Below are 16,812 nucleotides of genomic sequence, written 5' to 3' on the forward strand. Positions count from 1 at the left end.
AGCCGGTCATATGCGCCTCCAGTCGCCGAGGGTCAGGCCCGGCCCCTCCTCCTGCCGGGCCAGGATCAGCGTGCCATCCGGGGAGACGGCGAGGACGACGACCCGTCCGAACCCGTCCAGGACGAGCACGGGATCACCCAGGCAGGGCGTGGTGGTGTCGATCCACCACACCCCGTTGCGCTCGTCCTCCGCGGGGCAGACGCCGAGGACGATCCGGCCGTCCGCGTCGCGATGGGCGAGCACCATGCACGGGTAGCCGTCCAGCACGGTGGTGAGGGCCGCATGACGGCCGTCACCCGGGTTCCCGCCGACCGGCACCGGCCACTCTCCGGGCCGGGCCGTGACGATGCCGCCGCTGCGGACGTCGGTGAGGACGTACGTGATCCGGCCGGGCGAGGTCTCCACCCCGGTCGCGGAACCCGGCAGCGGCACCACCGGGAGGTCATGGCCCCGCTCCAGGGCGGCACCGGGCTCGCGCTGCTGCCAGGACAGTGCCCCGGTGAGCGCGGGGGCGAGCACCCCCACGTGGCCGGCGGACGTGACCGCCACGGCCGGGGTGTCCAGGGCCGCGGCGACCTTCAGGTCGGCCCAGGGCTCCCAGCGTCCCTGGGAGTCCTCACGCCTCAGCGCCACGCGCCCCTCGGCCGTGGTGACGAAGACGTGCAGCGTGCCGGCCGGGTTGACGGCGGCGACGGGCGCCCCCATCAGCGCGGTCCGCTCCCGCTTGGCATGGGGGTTGCCGGCCGACCGCCACTCGGTCAGCGGCCGTCCCGCCTGGTACTGGACCGCGTAGAGCAGGTCCACGGCGGGTGGTTCGTCTGCGGAGCCGCGTACCCGGCGGCCGAGCAGGTGGACGTACCGGTTGCGTCCCTGCGCGACGCTGAGGTGGGTGACGCCCTTGGCCGGGAGCGTGTCCGGCCCCGACCAGCCGGGGCCGCCCGGGCTGTTCTCGGTCCAGCGCAGCACGGCCTGGTCCACGTGCGCGAACACGATGAGCCGGCCGTCGTGTCCGAGCGCCGGCCAGGGACCGGACAACACGGCCGGCAGCCGGCCCGAAGGGTCCGCTCCCGCGCCGCCCGCCTGCTGCCGTGGCCCGCTGTCGAGCGCGCTGCTGGCCCGCATGCTCCGTCGTCCTTCCCGCCGGGCCGGGCCCCGCCGGGGGCCGCGCCCTGATCACTGCGTCCTGAGTTCGAATGCCGGGGTCCGGCCGCCGGCCGGACCCGAAGCCGGCCGTGCGGCGGTCCGCGGACCGCCGAGTGCTCTCAGCGACGGGCCCGGGGGTGCTGCCGGCACCATCCCGACCAGGCCGAGCCGACCATCGCGCGTGCGTCGTGGCGCGCGGTCCAGCCGAGTTCCGTCCGGATGCGCTCGGCGGACGCGACGACCCGTGCCGGGTCACCCGGACGACGCGGCGCCGACACCGGCGTCGCCGCGGCACCATAACCGGTCACCTCACCGATCAGGGCAATCATCTCACGCACGGAAACGCCCTCACCGCGACCGATATTGACCGTCAGGTCACTGCCGGGTTCCCGGTCGGCCAGTGCGCGGGCGGCCGCGAGGTGCGCCGACGCGATGTCCTCGACATGGATGAAGTCACGGACGCAGGTGCCGTCCTCGGTGTCGTAGTCGTCCCCGAAGACGACGGGAGCGCCGCCCTCGGTGAGCTTCTCGAAGACCATGGGAACGAGGTTGAACACCCCGGTGTCCGCCAGTTCGTCGGTGGCGGCGCCGGCGACGTTGAAATAGCGCAGACAGGCGGTGGTCATGCCGTGCGCGCGGCCCGTCGCACGCACCAGCCACTCCCCCGCCAACTTGGTCTCGCCATACGGATTCACCGGGGCGCACGGTGTGTCCTCGGTCACGAGGTCGACGTCGGGCATGCCGTAGACGGCGGCCGAGGAGGAGAAGAGGAAGCGCCCGACGCCCGCGTCCGCCGCGGCCTGCAGCAGGGTCCGCAGGCCCTGCACGTTCTCCCGGTAGTAGTGCAGCGGGCGTTCCACCGACTCCGCCACCTGCTTCTTCGCGGCGAGGTGGACGACGCCGGAGACCCGCAGACCGGTCAGGGTGGTCCGGAGCAGCTCGGCGTCCAGGACCGATCCCTCGACGAACGGCACCTCGTCGGGAACGCGCTTGCGGTCACCGGTGGACAAATCGTCGTACACCGCGACACGTTCGCCCGCCGCCAGCATGGCGCGCACGACATGCGATCCGATGAAACCCGCTCCGCCTGTGATCAGCCAAGTCATGCGCGGCATCCTAATTCTTCGCCCACCGTTTACAAATGAGTCACATTATTCGCATGATCGGCGCACCTTCTGTCTATAGTGGCGCGGTCGCCTGGCATGACGCGGACCGGCCCTCCTTCCCCCCACCCGAGTCCTGAACGCCGTAAGCAGCGCCCCCCGCGGGCCACGACCTCACGAGGACTCCACAGACATGAGCCATGTCTCGACGCCCCAGCGCAGCGATTCGGAGGCGCCTTCCAGGCGGCGCGGCAAGGGCCGCAAGGGCCGTAGCGGAAAGCGCCACACCGGCCGGAACGTCCTCATCGCCCTGGGGCTGCTCGTCCTGGCCGCCGGCGGCACCGGCTACTGGCTCTACAGCGATCTCGACGGCAACATCAAGGGCGTCGACATCGACAAGGCCATCGGTGACAACCGGCCGGAGAAGCTGCCGACCTCCGGTCAGAACGTGCTGGTCCTCGGGTCGGACTCGCGGGCCGGTGCCAACGCCTCGCTGCACACCGGGCATGTCTCCGGGGCCCGTTCGGACACCGCGCTGGTGATGCACATACCCGAGGGCCGCACCAAGGCCGTCGCCGTCAGCATCCCCCGGGACACCCTGGTCACGCGGCCGGAGTGCACCAAGTCCGACGGCACCACGGTGCCCTCGGCGAAGCGTGTGATGTTCAACTCCATCTACTCGCAGGTCGGTCCGGCCTGTGTGGTCAAGACGGTGGAGCAGATGTCGGGGGTCCGCATGGACCACTACATCGAGATCGACTTCGCCGGCTTCAAGGGTCTGGTGGACGCGATAGGCGGCGTGCCCATCACCACCGACCAGGACATCCACGACTCCTCCAGCGGGCTCGACCTGCCGGCCGGCACCCACCGGCTCGACGGCACCCAGGCGCTGGAGTTCGTCCGCACCCGGCACGGCATCGGCGACGGCAGCGACCTCGGCCGGATCGGGCTCCAGCAGAAGTTCATGCTGGCCCTGCTGAGCGAGATCAAGAAGCAGGACCTGCTGGGGAGCCCCACCAAGGCGTACAAGATCGCCGACAGCCTCACCGCGGCCCTCACCACCGACTCCGACCTCGCCTCGCTCACCAAACTGGCGAAGTTCGGGCGCAGCCTCAACGGGGTCGACCCCGCCGACATGGACACCATCATGCTGCCGGTGGCGTACGACAAGATCGACCCCAACCGTGTCGTGGGGGCGGAGCCGCAGGACTCGCAGCTGTGGAAGGCGATCCGCACCGACTCCCGTATCCCGGAGTCCGCGAAGAAGTCCCCGGCCACCGGCGGGGGTTCCTGACCGGTTTTGACCGGCCGTCGGGCACACCGCCGCCCGTTTCCTCCCGCTCACTCGCCCTCGCGCGTCCGCCCGTCCGGTGGTGCTCCCGCCCGCCGTGCGACCCTGAAGCCATGGATGCCAAGGACCCCGCGGACCTGCCGGACGGGCACCCGCCCCTGCTGGTGATCGTCGACGCCGCGAACGTCGTCGGGTCGGTGCCCGACGGCTGGTGGCGGGACCGCCGGGGCGCGGCGGAACGGCTGCGCGACCGGCTGGCGGCGGACGGGCTGCCCGGCCGGGACGGCCCGGTGGACCTCGTCCTCGTCGTGGAGGGTGCGGCCCGCGGTGTGGCGCCGGTGCCGGGCGTGCGGGTCGAGGCGGCTCCCGGAAGCGGCGACGATCTCGTGGTGGAACTGGTCCGGAGGGCTCCCGGCCGCCCCTGTCTGGTCGTCACGGCGGACCGGGAACTGCGCCGCCGGGTCACGGAACTGGGGGCCGAGGTGACGGGCCCCAGAACGGTGCGCGGCTGACGCGTCCGGAAGAGGTACGCCGCCAGGGGCGGGGGCCGATTACGATGCCGGGTCGTTCGGGGGGCGGGTGGGGCCGGCGGCCGTGGCGCGTTCGCGTTCGGCGAGGCGGCTGTGGGAGCGGCTGTAGAAGAAGTAGATGACGAAGCCGGCCGCCATCCAGATGCCGAACCGCACCCAGGTCTCGGCCGGCAGGTTCAGCATCAGCCACAGCGAGGCGAGCACCGAGAGGATCGGCAGGAACGGCACCAGCGGGGTGCGGAAGGAGCGTTCCAGGTCGGGCCGGGTGCGGCGCAGGATGATCACGCTGATGGCGACGACGACGAACGCGAAGAGCGTGCCGATGTTCACCAGTTCGGCCAGCACGCTGAGGCTGGTGAAGCCGGCCACGATCGCGATGACGACGCCGAGCAGGATGGTCGGCCGGTACGGGGTGCGGAAGCGCGGGTGGGTGTGCGAGAAGAAGCGGGGCAGCAGGCCGTCCCGGCTCATCGCGAAGAACACCCGGGACTGGCCGAGGAGCAGGATCATGCACACGGTGGTGAGGCCGACGGCCGCGCCGAAGCTGATCAGGCCCGCGAACCAGGGGTGTCCGGTCGCCTTGAACGCGTCGGCGAGCGGCGCGTCCACGGACAGCTTCGTGTACTTCTCCATGCCGGTCACCACGACCGACACCGCCACGTACAGCACGGTGCAGATGATCAGGGAGCCGAGGATGCCGCGCGGCACGTCCCGCTGGGGCACCCGGGTCTCCTCGGCTGCGGTGGCGACGACGTCGAAGCCGATGAACGCGAAGAAGACCACCGACGCGGCAGTGAAGATGCCCATGACGCCGAAGTTGGACGGCGCCCAGCCGAAGATGAGCTGAATGAGTGGCGCCTTGAGGCTGCCGCCCGCCGGGACCGGCTGCTCCTTCGGGACGAACGGGTCGTAGTTCCCGCTGTGGATGAAGAAGGCGCCCGCGATGATCACGACGAGGACGACGGCCACCTTGATGGCGACGACGATCGAGGTGACCCGCGCGGAGAGCTTCATGCCGAGGACGAGGATCGCGGTGAGCACGAGGACGAGCGCGGCGGCCAGGATGTCGAAGCCGAACCCGGAGGCGCCGTCCCGGCCGCTGAGGTAGTCGGGCAGGTGCCAGCCCGCGTTGTCGAGCAGCGAGTGGATGTACCCGGACCAGCCGACGGCCACCACCGCCGTGCCGAGCGCGAGTTCCAGGACCAGGTCCCAGCCGATGATCCAGGCGGGGAACTCGCCGAGGGAGGCGTAGGAGAAGGTGTACGCCGATCCCGCCACCGGGACCGTCGCGGCGAACTCGGCGTAGCAGAGCGCCGCGAGCGCGCAGACGACACCGGCCACGACGAAGGACAGGGACACGGCCGGCCCGGCGGTGTTCTTGGCCGCCGTGCCGGTGAGGACGAAGATGCCGGTGCCGATGATGACACCGACACCGAAAACGGTCAGGTCGAGCGCGGACAGGGACTTCCTGAGCGCGTGCTCGGGCTCCTCGGTGTCCTGGATGGACTGCTCGACGTTCTTCGTCCTGAACAGGGCATTGCTCACGTCCTGCCTCCCACGCTTGTCGTCCTCGACATGATCGAGAGGGTCGGGGTGCGTATGCATGCCCCGGCACAGGCAGGTTCACGCAAACGGGCCGGTTCCGCCACCTGGAAGAGGCGGCGGAACCGGCCCGGTGTCGCTTTCGCGCGCGTCCTAGTCCCGTGCGGGCTCCACCTCGGCGGACGGGCGGGACGCGGGGGCGGAGCCGTTCGCGCGCAGCCGTGAGTGCGGAAGGCCGTCCAGCTTGGAGACCAGTCCGGTGACCTGGCGGGCGATGTCGGGGGCGGTCAGCCCGATCTCGGCCATGACCTCGGCGCGGGAGGCGTGGTCGAGGAAGCGGGGCGGGATGCCGAAATCGCGCAGCGGTACGTCCACGCCCGCGTCGCGCAGCGCCTGGGCGATCGCGGAGCCGACGCCGCCGGCCCTGCTGTTGTCCTCGACGGTGACGACGACCCGGTGCCGCTCCGCCAGCGGGGCCATCGCCTCGTCGACGGGCTTGACCCAGCGCGGGTCGACGACGGTGGTGGAGATGCCCTGCTTGTCGAGGAGCCCGGCCACCTCCAGGCACATCGGGGCGAGGGCGCCGACGGAGACCAGCAGCACGTCGGGGCGGTCGGTGCCCGGCTCGCGCAGCACGTCCATGCCCCCGACGCGGCCCACGGCCGGTACGGCGGGGCCGACGGCGCCCTTGGAGAAGCGGACCACGGTCGGCGCGTCCTCGACGGCGACGGCCTCGCGGAGCTGGGCGCGCACCTGGTCGGCGTCGCGCGGGGCGGCCAGCCGCAGGCCGGGCACCACCTGGAGGATCGACATGTCCCACATGCCGTTGTGGGAGGCGCCGTCGGTGCCGGTGACCCCGGCCCGGTCCAGCACGAAGGTCACCCCGCACCTGTGCAGCGCCACGTCCATCAGGACCTGGTCGAAGGCGCGGTTGAGGAAGGTGGCGTAGACGGCGAAGACCGGGTGGAGTCCGCCGTGCGCGAGGCCGGCCGCGGAGACGGCACCGTGCTGCTCGGCGATCCCGACGTCGTAGATCCGGTCGGGGAAGGCGTCGGCGAACTTCTTCAGGCCGACCGGCTGCAGCATGGCGGCCGTGATGGCCACGATGTCGTCGCGCTCCTTGCCGAGCCGGACCATCTCGTCACCGAAGACGGAGGTCCAGTCGGCGCCGGCGGCCTTGATGGGCAGTCCGGTGTCGGGGTGGATGGGGCCGATGCCGTGGAAGCGGTCGGCCTCGTCCTGGAGGGCGGGCTGGTAGCCGCGGCCCTTCTCGGTGAGGCAGTGCACGATGACCGGCCCGCCGAACCGCTTGGCCCGCGCGAGCGCCGACTCCAGCGCCTCGATGTCGTGGCCGTCGATCGGGCCGACGTACTTCAGGCCCAGGTCCTCGAACATGCCCTGCGGGGCGATGAAGTCCTTCAGGCCCTTCTTGGCGCCGTGCAGGGTCTCGTACAGCGGCTTGCCGACGACGGGCGTGCGGCCCAGGAGGTCCTTGCCCCGGGCGAGGAAGCGCTCGTAGCCGTCGGTGGTGCGCAGGGTCGCGAGGTGGTTGGCGAGGCCGCCGATGGTCGGCGCGTAGGACCGCTCGTTGTCGTTGACGACGATGACGAGGGGGCGGTCCTTGGCGTCGGCGATGTTGTTCAGCGCCTCCCAGGCCATGCCGCCGGTCAGCGCGCCGTCACCGATGACGGCGACGACGTGGCTGTCCCGCTTCTTGAGCTGGTTGGCCTTGGCGATGCCGTCGGCCCAGCCGAGGACCGTGGAGGCGTGGCTGTTCTCGATGACGTCGTGCTCGGACTCGCCTTGCGAGGGGTAGCCGGACAGGCCGCCCTTCATCTTCAGCTTGGAGAAGTCCCGCCGGCCGGTGAGCAGCTTGTGCACGTAGGACTGGTGCCCGGTGTCCCACAGCACCTTGTCCTTGGGCGACTGGAAGACCCGGTGCAGGGCGAGGGTCAGCTCCACCACACCGAGGTTGGGGCCGAGGTGGCCGCCGGTCTTGGATACCGCGTCGACGAGGAAGGTCCGGATCTCCTCCGCCAGCAGGTCCAGCTCCTCCAGGCTGAGCCGGTCCAGATCGCGCGGTCCCCTGATGCGGGTCAGCAGCGGCACCCGTGCCTCCTTGCAGTAGAGCTGATCGAGCTTTCGGGCGGGCCAGTCGAGTCTAAGACAGCCAGTTGCCCGGCACCGTCAAGGCACCGGGCAACTGGCTCACCCGGACACGCCGGGCGACTGGACGCGCCCCAAGGGGCGCGGGGCTGTGTCATTGTGCGGCTCCGCCGCGTGGGCGCGACCAGCCACGACGGACCGGCACGCGCAGCGCACCCCACGCCCCTACGGCGAACCGGCGTCGCTAGGCCCGCCCCGCGGACTTCTGCGTCTTCCGGGTGACCGCGTCGATCACGACGGTCGCCAGCAGCACCCCACCAGTGATCATGTACTGCACCGGCGAGGCGATGCCCTCCAGCGCGAGCCCGTACTGGATGGACACGATGACCAGCACACCGAGCAGCGCGTCCCAGGACCGGCCCCGGCCGCCGAACAGCGACGTACCACCGATCACGGCCGCCGCGATCGCGTTCATCAGCAGGTCACCGCCACCGGCGCCCTGGTTCGCGGAGGCGATCTTGGAGGCGATGAACAGACCGCCGACGGCCGCGAACGTACCGGCGATCGCGAAGACCGAGATCCGGACCATGGCCACGTTGATACCGGCGCGGCGCGAGGCCTCGACGCTGCCGCCGAGCGCGAAGATCTTGCGGCCGTAGGCGGTGCGGCGCAGCACGAAGTCGGTGAGGAACAGCACCGCGACGAAGATCAGCACCGCGAGCGGCAGGCCCTTGTTCTGGTTGAAGACGAACGCCGCGGCGAAGCAGACGATGGCCAGCAGCACCGTACGCAGAATGGTTTCGCTCAGCGGCTTGGACGGCACCCCGGCGGCCTCGCGGCGCTTGTTGCCGAAGTAGGCGCTGAGGAAGTACAGCACCGTGACGCCGATGGCCAGGCCGTAGGCGGCGGCCACGTCGGAGAAGTAGTAGCTGGTCAGCTTGGCGACCAGGCCGTCGCTGTTGAGGTTGATGGTGCCGTTGGAACCCAGGATCTTCAGCATGAAGCCGTTCCAGAACAGCAGGCCCGCCAGGGTGACGGCGAAGGCCGGCACACCGATCTTCGCGAAGAAGAAGCCCTGGATCGCGCCGGCGACCGTTCCGGTGAGGATGGCCAGCACGAAGGCCAGCACCTCGTTCATGCCGTGGGTGATGTTCAGCACCGCGAAGGTGGCGCCCGCCACGCCGGAGAGGGAACCGACCGACAGGTCGATCTCGCCGAGCAGCAGGACGAACACGATGCCGACGGCGATCATGCCCGTGCCGACCATCGCCACGGCGATGTCGGACAGGTTGCCCGCCGTCATGAAGTTGGAGTTCAGCTGCCAGAAGATCAGCCAGATGATCGCCAGACCGACGACGACCGGGAGGGAGCCGAGGTCACCGGCCTTCATCTTGCGCTTGAACTCGCTGAGGTACCCGGCCAGGCCCTGTTCGCGCACCAGCAGCCGGGGGTCGACGGCCACGTCGGAGCCGCGGGCGGCCTCGGTGTTCTCCACGGCGTTGTCCCCGGGGGGCGTGGAGGTCTTGTCGATGCTCACTTCTTGATCTCCCCATTGGTGCGGGCCGCACGACGGGTCACGGCGTTGTCCGTGGCGCCGGTGATGGCGGAGATGATCTCTTCCTGCGAGGTCGACTTGACCTCGAAGACGCCGTTGTTGCGGCCCAGACGCAGCACGGCCACCTTGTCGGCGACGGCCTTGACGTCGGCCATGTTGTGGCTGATGAGGATCACGGCGTGGCCGCGCTCCCGCAGCCGCTCCACCAGGTCGAGCACCTGTGCGGTCTGCTCGACGCCGAGGGCGGCGGTCGGCTCGTCCAGGATCACCAGGCGGGGCTCGCCGAGCATGGAACGGGCGATGGCCACGACCTGGCGCTGACCGCCGGAGAGCGAGGCGATCGGGATACGGACGCTCGGGATGCGGATCGAGAGCTGGTCCAGCAGCTCACGGGAACGGCGCTCCATCTCCACCTCGTCCAGGACGCCGCGCCTGCGGATCTCCCGGCCTAGGTAGAGGTTGCCGACGACGTCGATGTTGTCGCACAGCGCGAGGTCCTGGTACACCGTCGCGATGCCCAGGTTCTGGGCATCGTGCGGCCGGTTGACCTGGACGGTCTTGCCTTCCCATTCGATGGCGCCCTCATCGATGGGGTGCACGCCGGCGATCGTCTTGACCAGCGTGGACTTTCCGGCACCGTTGTCGCCCACCAGGGCGACCACCTCACCGGCGTGGACCTCAAGCTCTACGTCGGTGAGCGCCTGGACGGCACCGAACCGCTTGGAGACCCCGCGCAACGCCAGCACGGGCGTAGCGGACACGTGAACCAACTCCTTCGCCGCCTGACCCGGCGGGAGGTTGTGCAGAAAGAGAGTGAGTGGGAATTCCGTCCGGCGCCCCGCGCCGAGCTTGCGGGGCTGTGTGGTGGGCGGGGCACCGGAGGGAGCCGGGGGACTGCTTCAGACCGACTGCTTCAGACCGGCTGCTTCAGACGGGCTACTTCAGACCGATCTTGTCGCAGGCCGCCTTGTACTGCGCGGTGCAGATGTCGGCGACCGTGTAGACGCCGTCCTTGATGACGGTGTCCTTGATGTTGTCCTTGGTCAGCGCGGTGACCGGCACCAGCACGGACGGGACGCCCTTGGTGGTGGGGCTGTCGACCTTGTCCTTGGCGACGGAGTCGAGCGACTTGCCCTGGGCCAGGTCCACGGCCATCTCGGCGGCGGCGTCGGCCTCGGGGGCGTACGGCTTGTAGACGCTCATGTACTGGTCACCGGCGACGATGCGCTGCACGCCGGCCAGCTCGGCGTCCTGGCCGGTCACCGGCACCTTGATGCCGGCGGCCTTCAGGGCGGTGATGATACCGCCGGCCATGCCGTCGTTGGCGGAGTAGACGCCGATGATGTTCTTCTTGCCGAGGGCGGAGATGGCGCCCTCCATGTTGGCGTTGGCGTTCTCCGGCTTCCACTCCTTGGTGTCGTACTCCTTGCCGATGTTCACCTTGCCGTCGAGCACCTCGTGGGCGCCCTTCTTGAACTGCGCGGCGTTCGGGTCGGTGGAGGAGCCGTTCATCATGACGATCTTGCCGGACTTGGCCTTGGAGCCCAGCGCCTTCAGCAGCGCCTCGCCCTGGGTCTTGCCGACGGTCACGTTGTCGAACGACGTGTAGGCGTCGATCGGGCCCTGCGCCAGGCGGTCGTAGGCGACGACCGGGATGCCGGCGTCCTTGGCCTTCTGCACCGAGTTCTTGATGGCCGCGGCGTCCACCGCGTCGACGATCAGCACGTCCACCTTGTTGGTGATCATGGTGTCGACCTGCTGGTTCTGCAGCGTGGCGTCCTGCTTGGCGTTCGCGTAGACGATCTTGCCCTTGTTGTTCGTCAGCTCCGCGACCTTCTTCTCGATCAGCGGGCGGTCGAACTTCTCGTAGCGGGCGGTCTGGTTCTCCGGCAGGAGGAGGCCGACCTTGATGTCGTCACCCTTCTTCGCCGACGAGGACGAGCTGCTGCCGCCCTTGGACTCCTTGGCACTGCCACAGGCGGCCAGCGAGACGGCCATGGCACCCGCGGCTACGACGACCGCGGTACGGCGCATACGTGCGTTCACTTGGAAAACCTCCCTGACGAGGCCGCGAACGTTGCGGCCGAGGTGGCTGGAAGTCAACTCGGCCACGCGTGCGACGTCAAGAAGTAAATCCTTAACGAGATGACAACGGTGCCATCCGTCCTCTAAGTGAAGGCAGGGGTGGCCGCGGGCAGCGCGCCCGCGACAGAGCCGTCCAGAAGGGTCGAATCACCCATCTCGCTGAGCGCGAGAGCGAGTGCTCCGAGCACCTCCGCACGGCCCCCAAGCGCCCCCGGGAGGACGGACAGTTGGCGCGCCGCGCTGGGGATGGCGTAGCGGCCGACAGACTCCCTGATGGGCCCGAGGACGAGCTCTCCGGCCTCGGCGAGATCACCGCCGAGGACCACCCGGCTCGGGTTCAGCAGATTGCAGAGATTGGCCACTCCACTGCCGATGTGGCGGCCGACGTCGGCGATCACCCGACGGCAGCCCGGGTCCCCGTCCCTGGCCAGCCGTACGACGCCTTCCATCGTCAGGTCGGTGCCGTGACTGGACTGGAGCAGCGGGAGCACGTGGCGCGCCGCCGCGAAGGTCTCCAGGCAGCCACGGTTTCCGCAACGGCAGACCGGGCCGGACTCATCAAGAGTAATATGACCGATTTCTCCCGCTGTGCCACCCGGACCGCGGTAGATCTTGCCGTTGATGACCAGGCCGGCTCCGACACCGCTGGCGACCTTGATGTACGCAAGGTCCCGCACGCCCTTGCCGCTGCCCCAGACCAGCTCCCCCAGGGCGCCGAGGTTGGCGTCGTTGTCGACGTGCACGGGCACGCCCAGGCGGTCGCGCAGCTCCTGGGCGGGCCGGGTGCCGCCCCAGCCCGGCAGGATGGCGGTGGAGCCCAGGGTGCCCGACTCCAGGTCGATCGGTCCGGGCACGCCGAGGCCCACGCCCGCGATCTTCGAGCGGTCGACGCCGGTGGCCGCGATCAGGCGGCTGACCAGCTCCTCGGCCCGGTCGAAGCCCTGCGCGGAGGAGGCGTCGACGTCGAGCGGCTCGGCCTCCTCGGCCAGCACCTGGTGGGCGAGGTTGCCGATCGCGACCCGCAGGTGGGTGTGGCCGAAGTCGACGCCGATCACGATGCCGGCGTCGCCGCTCAGGCTGACGCTGCGGGCCCGGCGGCCGCCCGCCGAGGTGGGGGTGACCTCGACGGTCCCGCCGTCCTTCAGCTCCCGCACGATGTTGGAGACCGTCGCGGCGGACAGCCCGGTCGTCCGCGCGATCTCCGCCTGCGTGAGCGATCCGGCCAGCCGGACGGCCCGTACGACCCGTTCCAGGTTGGCTCGGTGCAGCGACGACTGCGACCCCGGAGTCTCCATCGACCCATCCACTCCCGCCATCGGCCGGGCGGCACCGGCGCCGCCCGTGACCCCGGTCACAGCGATCGGACCGGGCCACTTACAAGTTATGAACTCCAAGCTCCGCTGAACGGGTTACCGCAGTCAAGTCCTTGACGGAAATCGCTTCCGCCCGGGTGGTGTCGCGCCGGTCACCCCCGCGGCCGTGCCGGAGCACCCCGGAGCAGCCCAGGGCGCCTCCTGGAAGCGCCTGGAGGCCGCCGTGCGGGGCGGTGGGGGCGGGCGGAAGCGGCGGGCCGGCGGTGGCCGATCGTTCAGTCGCCGCAATCCCGGGCACACATTGTGACCGAGTCATTACCAGCTGTGCGCACAGAAGGCGCGCGCATGGAAGGGCACGCACGCGGGAGGGCGCACGCCGATCGGCGCGCGGCCGGACCGGCCGCGCGCCGAAGGGAGAGGAAGGTGGGTGTCCGGATCCGCCTACTTCAGCGCCCCCGCGGTGAGCCCGGCGACCACCTGCCGCTGGAAGATGATGTACGCCGCCAGGACCGGCAGCATCGCCATCACCAGGCCCGCGAAGAGACCCGACCAGTCGCCCTTGTAGCCCTGGCTGACCGCCAACTGGACCAGGCCCTGGGTGAGGACGCGTTTGTCGGGGTCGGTGTTCAGGACCGTGGGCAGCATGTACTGGTTCCACTGGCCCAGGAAGTTGAAGATGCCCACGCTGATCAGGCCCGGCTTGGCCATCGGCAGCATGATCTGGAAGAAGGTCCGCGAGTGGGAGGCGCCGTCCACGAAGGCCGCCTCCGCCACCGAGGTGGGCAGGGTGCGGAAGAACGCGGTGAGGAAGAAGACCGTGAACGGCAGTGAGTACGCGATGTAGACCAGGATCAGGCCGTGGATGGTGTTGAGCAGCCCCATGTTGTTCACGACGTAGAACAGCGGGACCAGCGCCAGCATGATCGGGAAGCTCATGCCGCCGATGAACAGGTAGTAGATGAACCGGTTGCCGGGGAAGTCGAAGCGGGCCAGGACATAGGCCGCCATCGAGCCGAGGACCAGCGTGCCGATGAGCGAGCCCCCGACCACCAGGACGGTGTTGAGGAAGTAGTCGCTCATATGGGCCTCGGTCCAGGCCCGCGACCAGTTGTCGAAGTGCAGCTTGTCGGGCAGCGACCAGGGCGAGCCGACGATGGAGCTGTCGTCCTTGAAGGAGGACATCACCGCCCACAGCAGCGGCATGATCACCATGATCGCCCAGATGACCAGCATGCCGTGGGAGAAGACGTTGAGGACGCCGCCCTCCTTCCTCGGCGTCTCGGGCCGCCGCCGCGCCACGTCCACCTTGGCCACGGGCGCCCCGGACTCGGCCGGCAGCGGGGCGGGGGTCTCGGTCGTCTTCATCGCTTCAGTACTCCAGCCGCTCGCGACGGCCCAGGCGCATCACGATCGCGGCGAACGCGAGCGTGACGACGAGCAGGGCGACGCCGATGGTCGTGGCGTAGGCGGCCTGACCGTCCCGGAACGCCTTCTGGTACACGTACAGGACCAGCACGGTGGTCGAGTAGTCGGGGCCGCCCGGCCCGGTCGTCATGATCTGCACGACCGCGAACGACTCGGCGCCGAGGGCGAGGATGCCCATGTAGACCCAGCCGGACTGCACGGTGTCCCACAGCAGCGGCAGGGTGATGCGGAAGAACGTGGTGAAGCGGCTCGCGCCGTCCAGCAGCGCCGCCTCGTACAGGTCGGCCGGGATGGACGCCATGCCGGCCGAGAACAGGACGACGAAGAAGCCGACCGTGGACCAGACCAGCACCGCCATCACGCACCACAGCGCCAGGTTCGGGGAGCCGAGCCAGAGCGGCTGGAGGCTGTCCAGGCCGATCCCGCGCAGGAACGAGTTGATGGCGCCGCTGTCGGGGTTGTACGCGTTCTCGAACAGCACCGCGACGATCGCGATCGACAGCACCTGCGGGAAGAAGTACACGATCTTGTAGAACGAGGAACCGCGGACCCCGGAGATCACGGGTCCGCCCTTCCTGCGCCGCCCGCCCACATTGATCATGAAGGCGAGGAACAGCGCCAGACTCAGTGTCACCAGCGGCAGCACGAGGGCGAAGACGAGGCTGTGCTCCAGCGACTTCCAGAAGATGTCGTCGTCGAACATCCTCTTGTAGTTGTCGACGCCGACCATCTTGAAATCGGGGCTCAGGCCCGTCCAGTCCGTGAACGAGTAGTAGATGGACTGGATGAAGGGCCATACGACAAAGAGCGCGTACAGCCCGAGGGGAACCGCGAGGAACCCCACGATGAACCGGTACTTGCCGTGCTGCATTACTGCCGACCCCGATCTTAGGTCAGGTGCTGCCGCTGGTGACGGGCCCTCAGACGAGGGTCACTGGTGCTTGTAGTGCTTGATCGACGTGTCCTTCGCGGCCTCGTCCGCGTAGCCCTGGATCTTCTTGATGGTCTCGGCCGGCGTGGCGCGCCCGGCCATCATCTCGCCGAGGCCGGCCACCCCGATCTTCTCCTTCTGGAGCTGCACGTACCAGTCCTGCAGGCGCGGATTCACCACGTTGGATCCGGCCTTGTCCAGGGCCGCGACGCCCGACTTCAGGCCGGGGGTGAGGGTGATGTCGGTGGTGCCGCCGTTGTACGCGGTCAGCGACTTCACCTTGGACGTGAAGTTCTTCGAGGACGCCTCGGAGAGCATGATGCGCAGCTGCTCCATGCCGCCCTCGGTGTTCGCCGCCTTGGCCGGGACGATGAAGGGCTCGCCGCCGGAGGCCCAGATGGTACCGAAGGGCATCTTGTCGGAGGAGTCGATGCCGGAGGGCGCGGAGACCGCGAGGTTGAAGTCCTTGGGGATGACGTTCGCCGACTCGTTCTCCACCCAGGAGCCGTTCGGGATGAACAGCGCCTTGCCCTTGGCCCAGGCGGCCTGGGACTGGATGTGGTCAAGGCCGGGGGTGCCCTTGAGGATGTAGCCCTTCTTGTACAGCTCGTAGTACGCCTCGAAACAGGCCTTGACGGCCGGGTGCTTCCAGGCGTTCGGCTCCAGGTTGTCGATGGCGTCGAGCACCTCGCGGCCGCCGACCTTGGCGATCATCGGGTACAGCGAGAAGGGGATGTAGTACGGGTACTTGCCCGCGTACGTCCAGCCGGCGATGCCCTTCTTCTTGGCCTTCGCGCAGACCGCGAGCATGTCGTCCCAGGTCTCCGGGTACGTCACGTCGAGGTCGTCCAGGGCCTTCTGCGAGTACCAGACGCCGTACACCGTGTAGGCGTAGTACATGATCCAGACGGGGTCGCCGTCGAACTGGCCCATCTCGACGATGCCGGGGCGCAGCGTGTCGCGGACCTTCTTCTTCGGGTCGTCGTACGACGGCGCGTCGAGCAGCGGGGTGAGGTCCGCGAGCTGCTTCTTGCCGACGAGGACACCCATGTCCATCTGCTCGGCGCCGGAGTTGTCGATGAGGTCCGGCGGGTTGCCCTGGTTGAAGCGGGGCTGGAGGGTGGACTGGATCTTCTGGGTGGCGGAGAACTTCACCGTGGCCTTCGGGAAGTCCTTCTGGTAGATCTTCACGGCGTCCTCGGCGTACTCCTTGCCGAAGCCGCCGTCGAACAGGACGAACTCCATCTTGGCGGTCTCGTTGACGCCGAGCGGGTTCTTGGCGGTCTTCTTGCCCGCCTTCGCCTTGTCCTGCCCGTCGCCGCCGCCGCTCGCGCAGGCGGACAGCAGGCTCATCCCAGGAGCCGCGACCAGGCCGATCGCGGCGGACCGCTTGATCAGATCACGGCGGCCGACGCCCTCGGCACCGTGGTTCGAGGTGGATCCCATGCTCAAGTCCTCGCCTTCTCCAGGACTCAGGCGGTGAACCGGATCCTCCCCGGCACCGCGGTCGGGTAGTGCTGGGTCGTGCAGGTCGTGCAGGTCTTGCGGGGACATCACGCTGAAAGAAATCGCTGGAAACGCCGACAGGTATAGTCCACTTCCCGCCAGCTGAGCAAGATCGAATGCAAGGTTGGCGACGGGTCTTTTCCGAGTTGAGACCTCCCGGACATAGGAACGCGCTGTGCGCCCCCGGCCGGAAAAAGTCGCGACATAGGCCCCTGAATGCCACAGCCAACACCTTGACATCGCCGGGCACTTGACTCCCTACTGGTTCCTGCGCCCCACATT

13 protein-coding genes are annotated in these 16,812 nt (G+C 69.2%); 2 read left to right on the top strand and 11 right to left on the bottom strand.

What is annotated here, in order from left to right:
* Positions 1 to 6: 6 nt before the first annotated feature.
* Positions 7 to 1,122, bottom strand: coding sequence for a hypothetical protein (locus tag DBP14_RS05870; protein ID WP_129305974.1), 1,116 nt, complete (start codon positions 1,120 to 1,122; stop codon positions 7 to 9).
* A 140-nt stretch (positions 1,123 to 1,262) separates the two neighbouring features.
* The gene (galE, locus tag DBP14_RS05875; protein ID WP_129305975.1) at positions 1,263 to 2,249 is read right to left on the bottom strand and encodes a UDP-glucose 4-epimerase GalE; all 987 of its coding nucleotides are present in this window, start codon (positions 2,247 to 2,249) and stop codon (positions 1,263 to 1,265) included.
* A gap of 190 nt (positions 2,250 to 2,439) precedes the next feature.
* On the opposite strand from galE, the gene DBP14_RS05880 reads away from it, so the two are divergent.
* Together DBP14_RS05880 and DBP14_RS05885 are read left to right on the top strand one after the other, a co-directional pair.
* Complete coding sequence (locus DBP14_RS05880; RefSeq protein ID WP_129305976.1) at positions 2,440 to 3,540, top strand: LCP family protein; 1,101 nt, start codon at positions 2,440 to 2,442, stop codon at positions 3,538 to 3,540.
* A 110-nt stretch (positions 3,541 to 3,650) separates the two neighbouring features.
* A complete protein-coding gene (locus tag DBP14_RS05885) occupies positions 3,651 to 4,049 on the top strand; it encodes an NTP pyrophosphohydrolase (RefSeq protein WP_129305977.1) in 399 nt (132 codons plus the stop codon).
* Positions 4,050 to 4,088: 39 nt separating this feature from the next.
* Here the strand turns inward: DBP14_RS05885 and DBP14_RS05890 are convergent, their stop codons facing one another.
* The 9 genes from DBP14_RS05890 to ngcE all read right to left on the bottom strand — a co-directional run bounded on the left by DBP14_RS05890 (position 4,089) and on the right by ngcE (position 16,470).
* On the bottom strand, positions 4,089 to 5,612 hold the full coding sequence (locus tag DBP14_RS05890; RefSeq protein ID WP_129305978.1) for an amino acid permease: 1,524 nt from the start codon (positions 5,610 to 5,612) through the stop codon (positions 4,089 to 4,091).
* Between the two features lie 150 nt (positions 5,613 to 5,762).
* Entirely contained in the window at positions 5,763 to 7,718 is a 1,956-nt protein-coding gene (gene dxs / locus DBP14_RS05895; RefSeq protein WP_129305979.1) for a 1-deoxy-D-xylulose-5-phosphate synthase, read from the bottom strand.
* A 241-nt stretch (positions 7,719 to 7,959) separates the two neighbouring features.
* The gene (locus DBP14_RS05900) at positions 7,960 to 9,252 is read right to left on the bottom strand and encodes a sugar ABC transporter permease (RefSeq protein ID WP_129305980.1); all 1,293 of its coding nucleotides are present in this window, start codon (positions 9,250 to 9,252) and stop codon (positions 7,960 to 7,962) included.
* A complete protein-coding gene (locus tag DBP14_RS05905; RefSeq protein WP_164992257.1) occupies positions 9,249 to 10,040 on the bottom strand; it encodes an ATP-binding cassette domain-containing protein in 792 nt (263 codons plus the stop codon). The genes DBP14_RS05900 and DBP14_RS05905 overlap by 4 nt, the downstream gene beginning before the upstream one ends.
* Positions 10,041 to 10,206: 166 nt before the next feature.
* On the bottom strand, positions 10,207 to 11,304 hold the full coding sequence (locus tag DBP14_RS05910) for a sugar ABC transporter substrate-binding protein (protein WP_164992497.1): 1,098 nt from the start codon (positions 11,302 to 11,304) through the stop codon (positions 10,207 to 10,209).
* Between the two features lie 134 nt (positions 11,305 to 11,438).
* Entirely contained in the window at positions 11,439 to 12,650 is a 1,212-nt protein-coding gene (locus DBP14_RS05915; protein WP_129305983.1) for an ROK family transcriptional regulator, read from the bottom strand.
* A 459-nt stretch (positions 12,651 to 13,109) separates the two neighbouring features.
* Positions 13,110 to 14,033 carry a carbohydrate ABC transporter permease gene (locus tag DBP14_RS05920; protein ID WP_129305984.1) on the bottom strand — a complete coding sequence of 308 codons (924 nt, stop codon included), beginning with the start codon at positions 14,031 to 14,033 and terminating at the stop codon, positions 13,110 to 13,112.
* 4 nt (positions 14,034 to 14,037) lie between these two features.
* On the bottom strand, positions 14,038 to 14,964 hold the full coding sequence (locus tag DBP14_RS05925) for a sugar ABC transporter permease (protein ID WP_129305985.1): 927 nt from the start codon (positions 14,962 to 14,964) through the stop codon (positions 14,038 to 14,040).
* A gap of 60 nt (positions 14,965 to 15,024) precedes the next feature.
* The gene (ngcE, locus tag DBP14_RS05930; RefSeq protein ID WP_129305986.1) at positions 15,025 to 16,470 is read right to left on the bottom strand and encodes an N-acetylglucosamine/diacetylchitobiose ABC transporter substrate-binding protein; all 1,446 of its coding nucleotides are present in this window, start codon (positions 16,468 to 16,470) and stop codon (positions 15,025 to 15,027) included.
* Positions 16,471 to 16,812: the final 342 nt, after the last annotated feature.

The sequence above is a fragment of the Streptomyces sp. L2 genome (assembly GCF_004124325.1).
Lineage (GTDB): Bacteria > Actinomycetota > Actinomycetes > Streptomycetales > Streptomycetaceae > Streptomyces.

Excerpts from the sequence above, each read along its gene's own strand:
- ngcE (WP_129305986.1), bottom strand. The coding sequence starts at position 16,470 with ATGGGATCCACCTCGAACCACGGTGCCGAGGGCGTCGGCCGCCGTGAT.
- galE (WP_129305975.1), bottom strand. The coding sequence starts at position 2,249 with ATGACTTGGCTGATCACAGGCGGAGCGGGTTTCATCGGATCGCATGTC.
- DBP14_RS05880 (WP_129305976.1), top strand. The coding sequence starts at position 2,440 with ATGAGCCATGTCTCGACGCCCCAGCGCAGCGATTCGGAGGCGCCTTCC.
- DBP14_RS05915 (WP_129305983.1), bottom strand. The coding sequence starts at position 12,650 with ATGGAGACTCCGGGGTCGCAGTCGTCGCTGCACCGAGCCAACCTGGAA.
- DBP14_RS05920 (WP_129305984.1), bottom strand. The coding sequence starts at position 14,033 with ATGAAGACGACCGAGACCCCCGCCCCGCTGCCGGCCGAGTCCGGGGCG.
- DBP14_RS05870 (WP_129305974.1), bottom strand. The coding sequence starts at position 1,122 with ATGCGGGCCAGCAGCGCGCTCGACAGCGGGCCACGGCAGCAGGCGGGC.
- DBP14_RS05885 (WP_129305977.1), top strand. The coding sequence starts at position 3,651 with ATGGATGCCAAGGACCCCGCGGACCTGCCGGACGGGCACCCGCCCCTG.
- DBP14_RS05910 (WP_164992497.1), bottom strand. The coding sequence starts at position 11,304 with ATGCGCCGTACCGCGGTCGTCGTAGCCGCGGGTGCCATGGCCGTCTCG.
- DBP14_RS05925 (WP_129305985.1), bottom strand. The coding sequence starts at position 14,964 with ATGCAGCACGGCAAGTACCGGTTCATCGTGGGGTTCCTCGCGGTTCCC.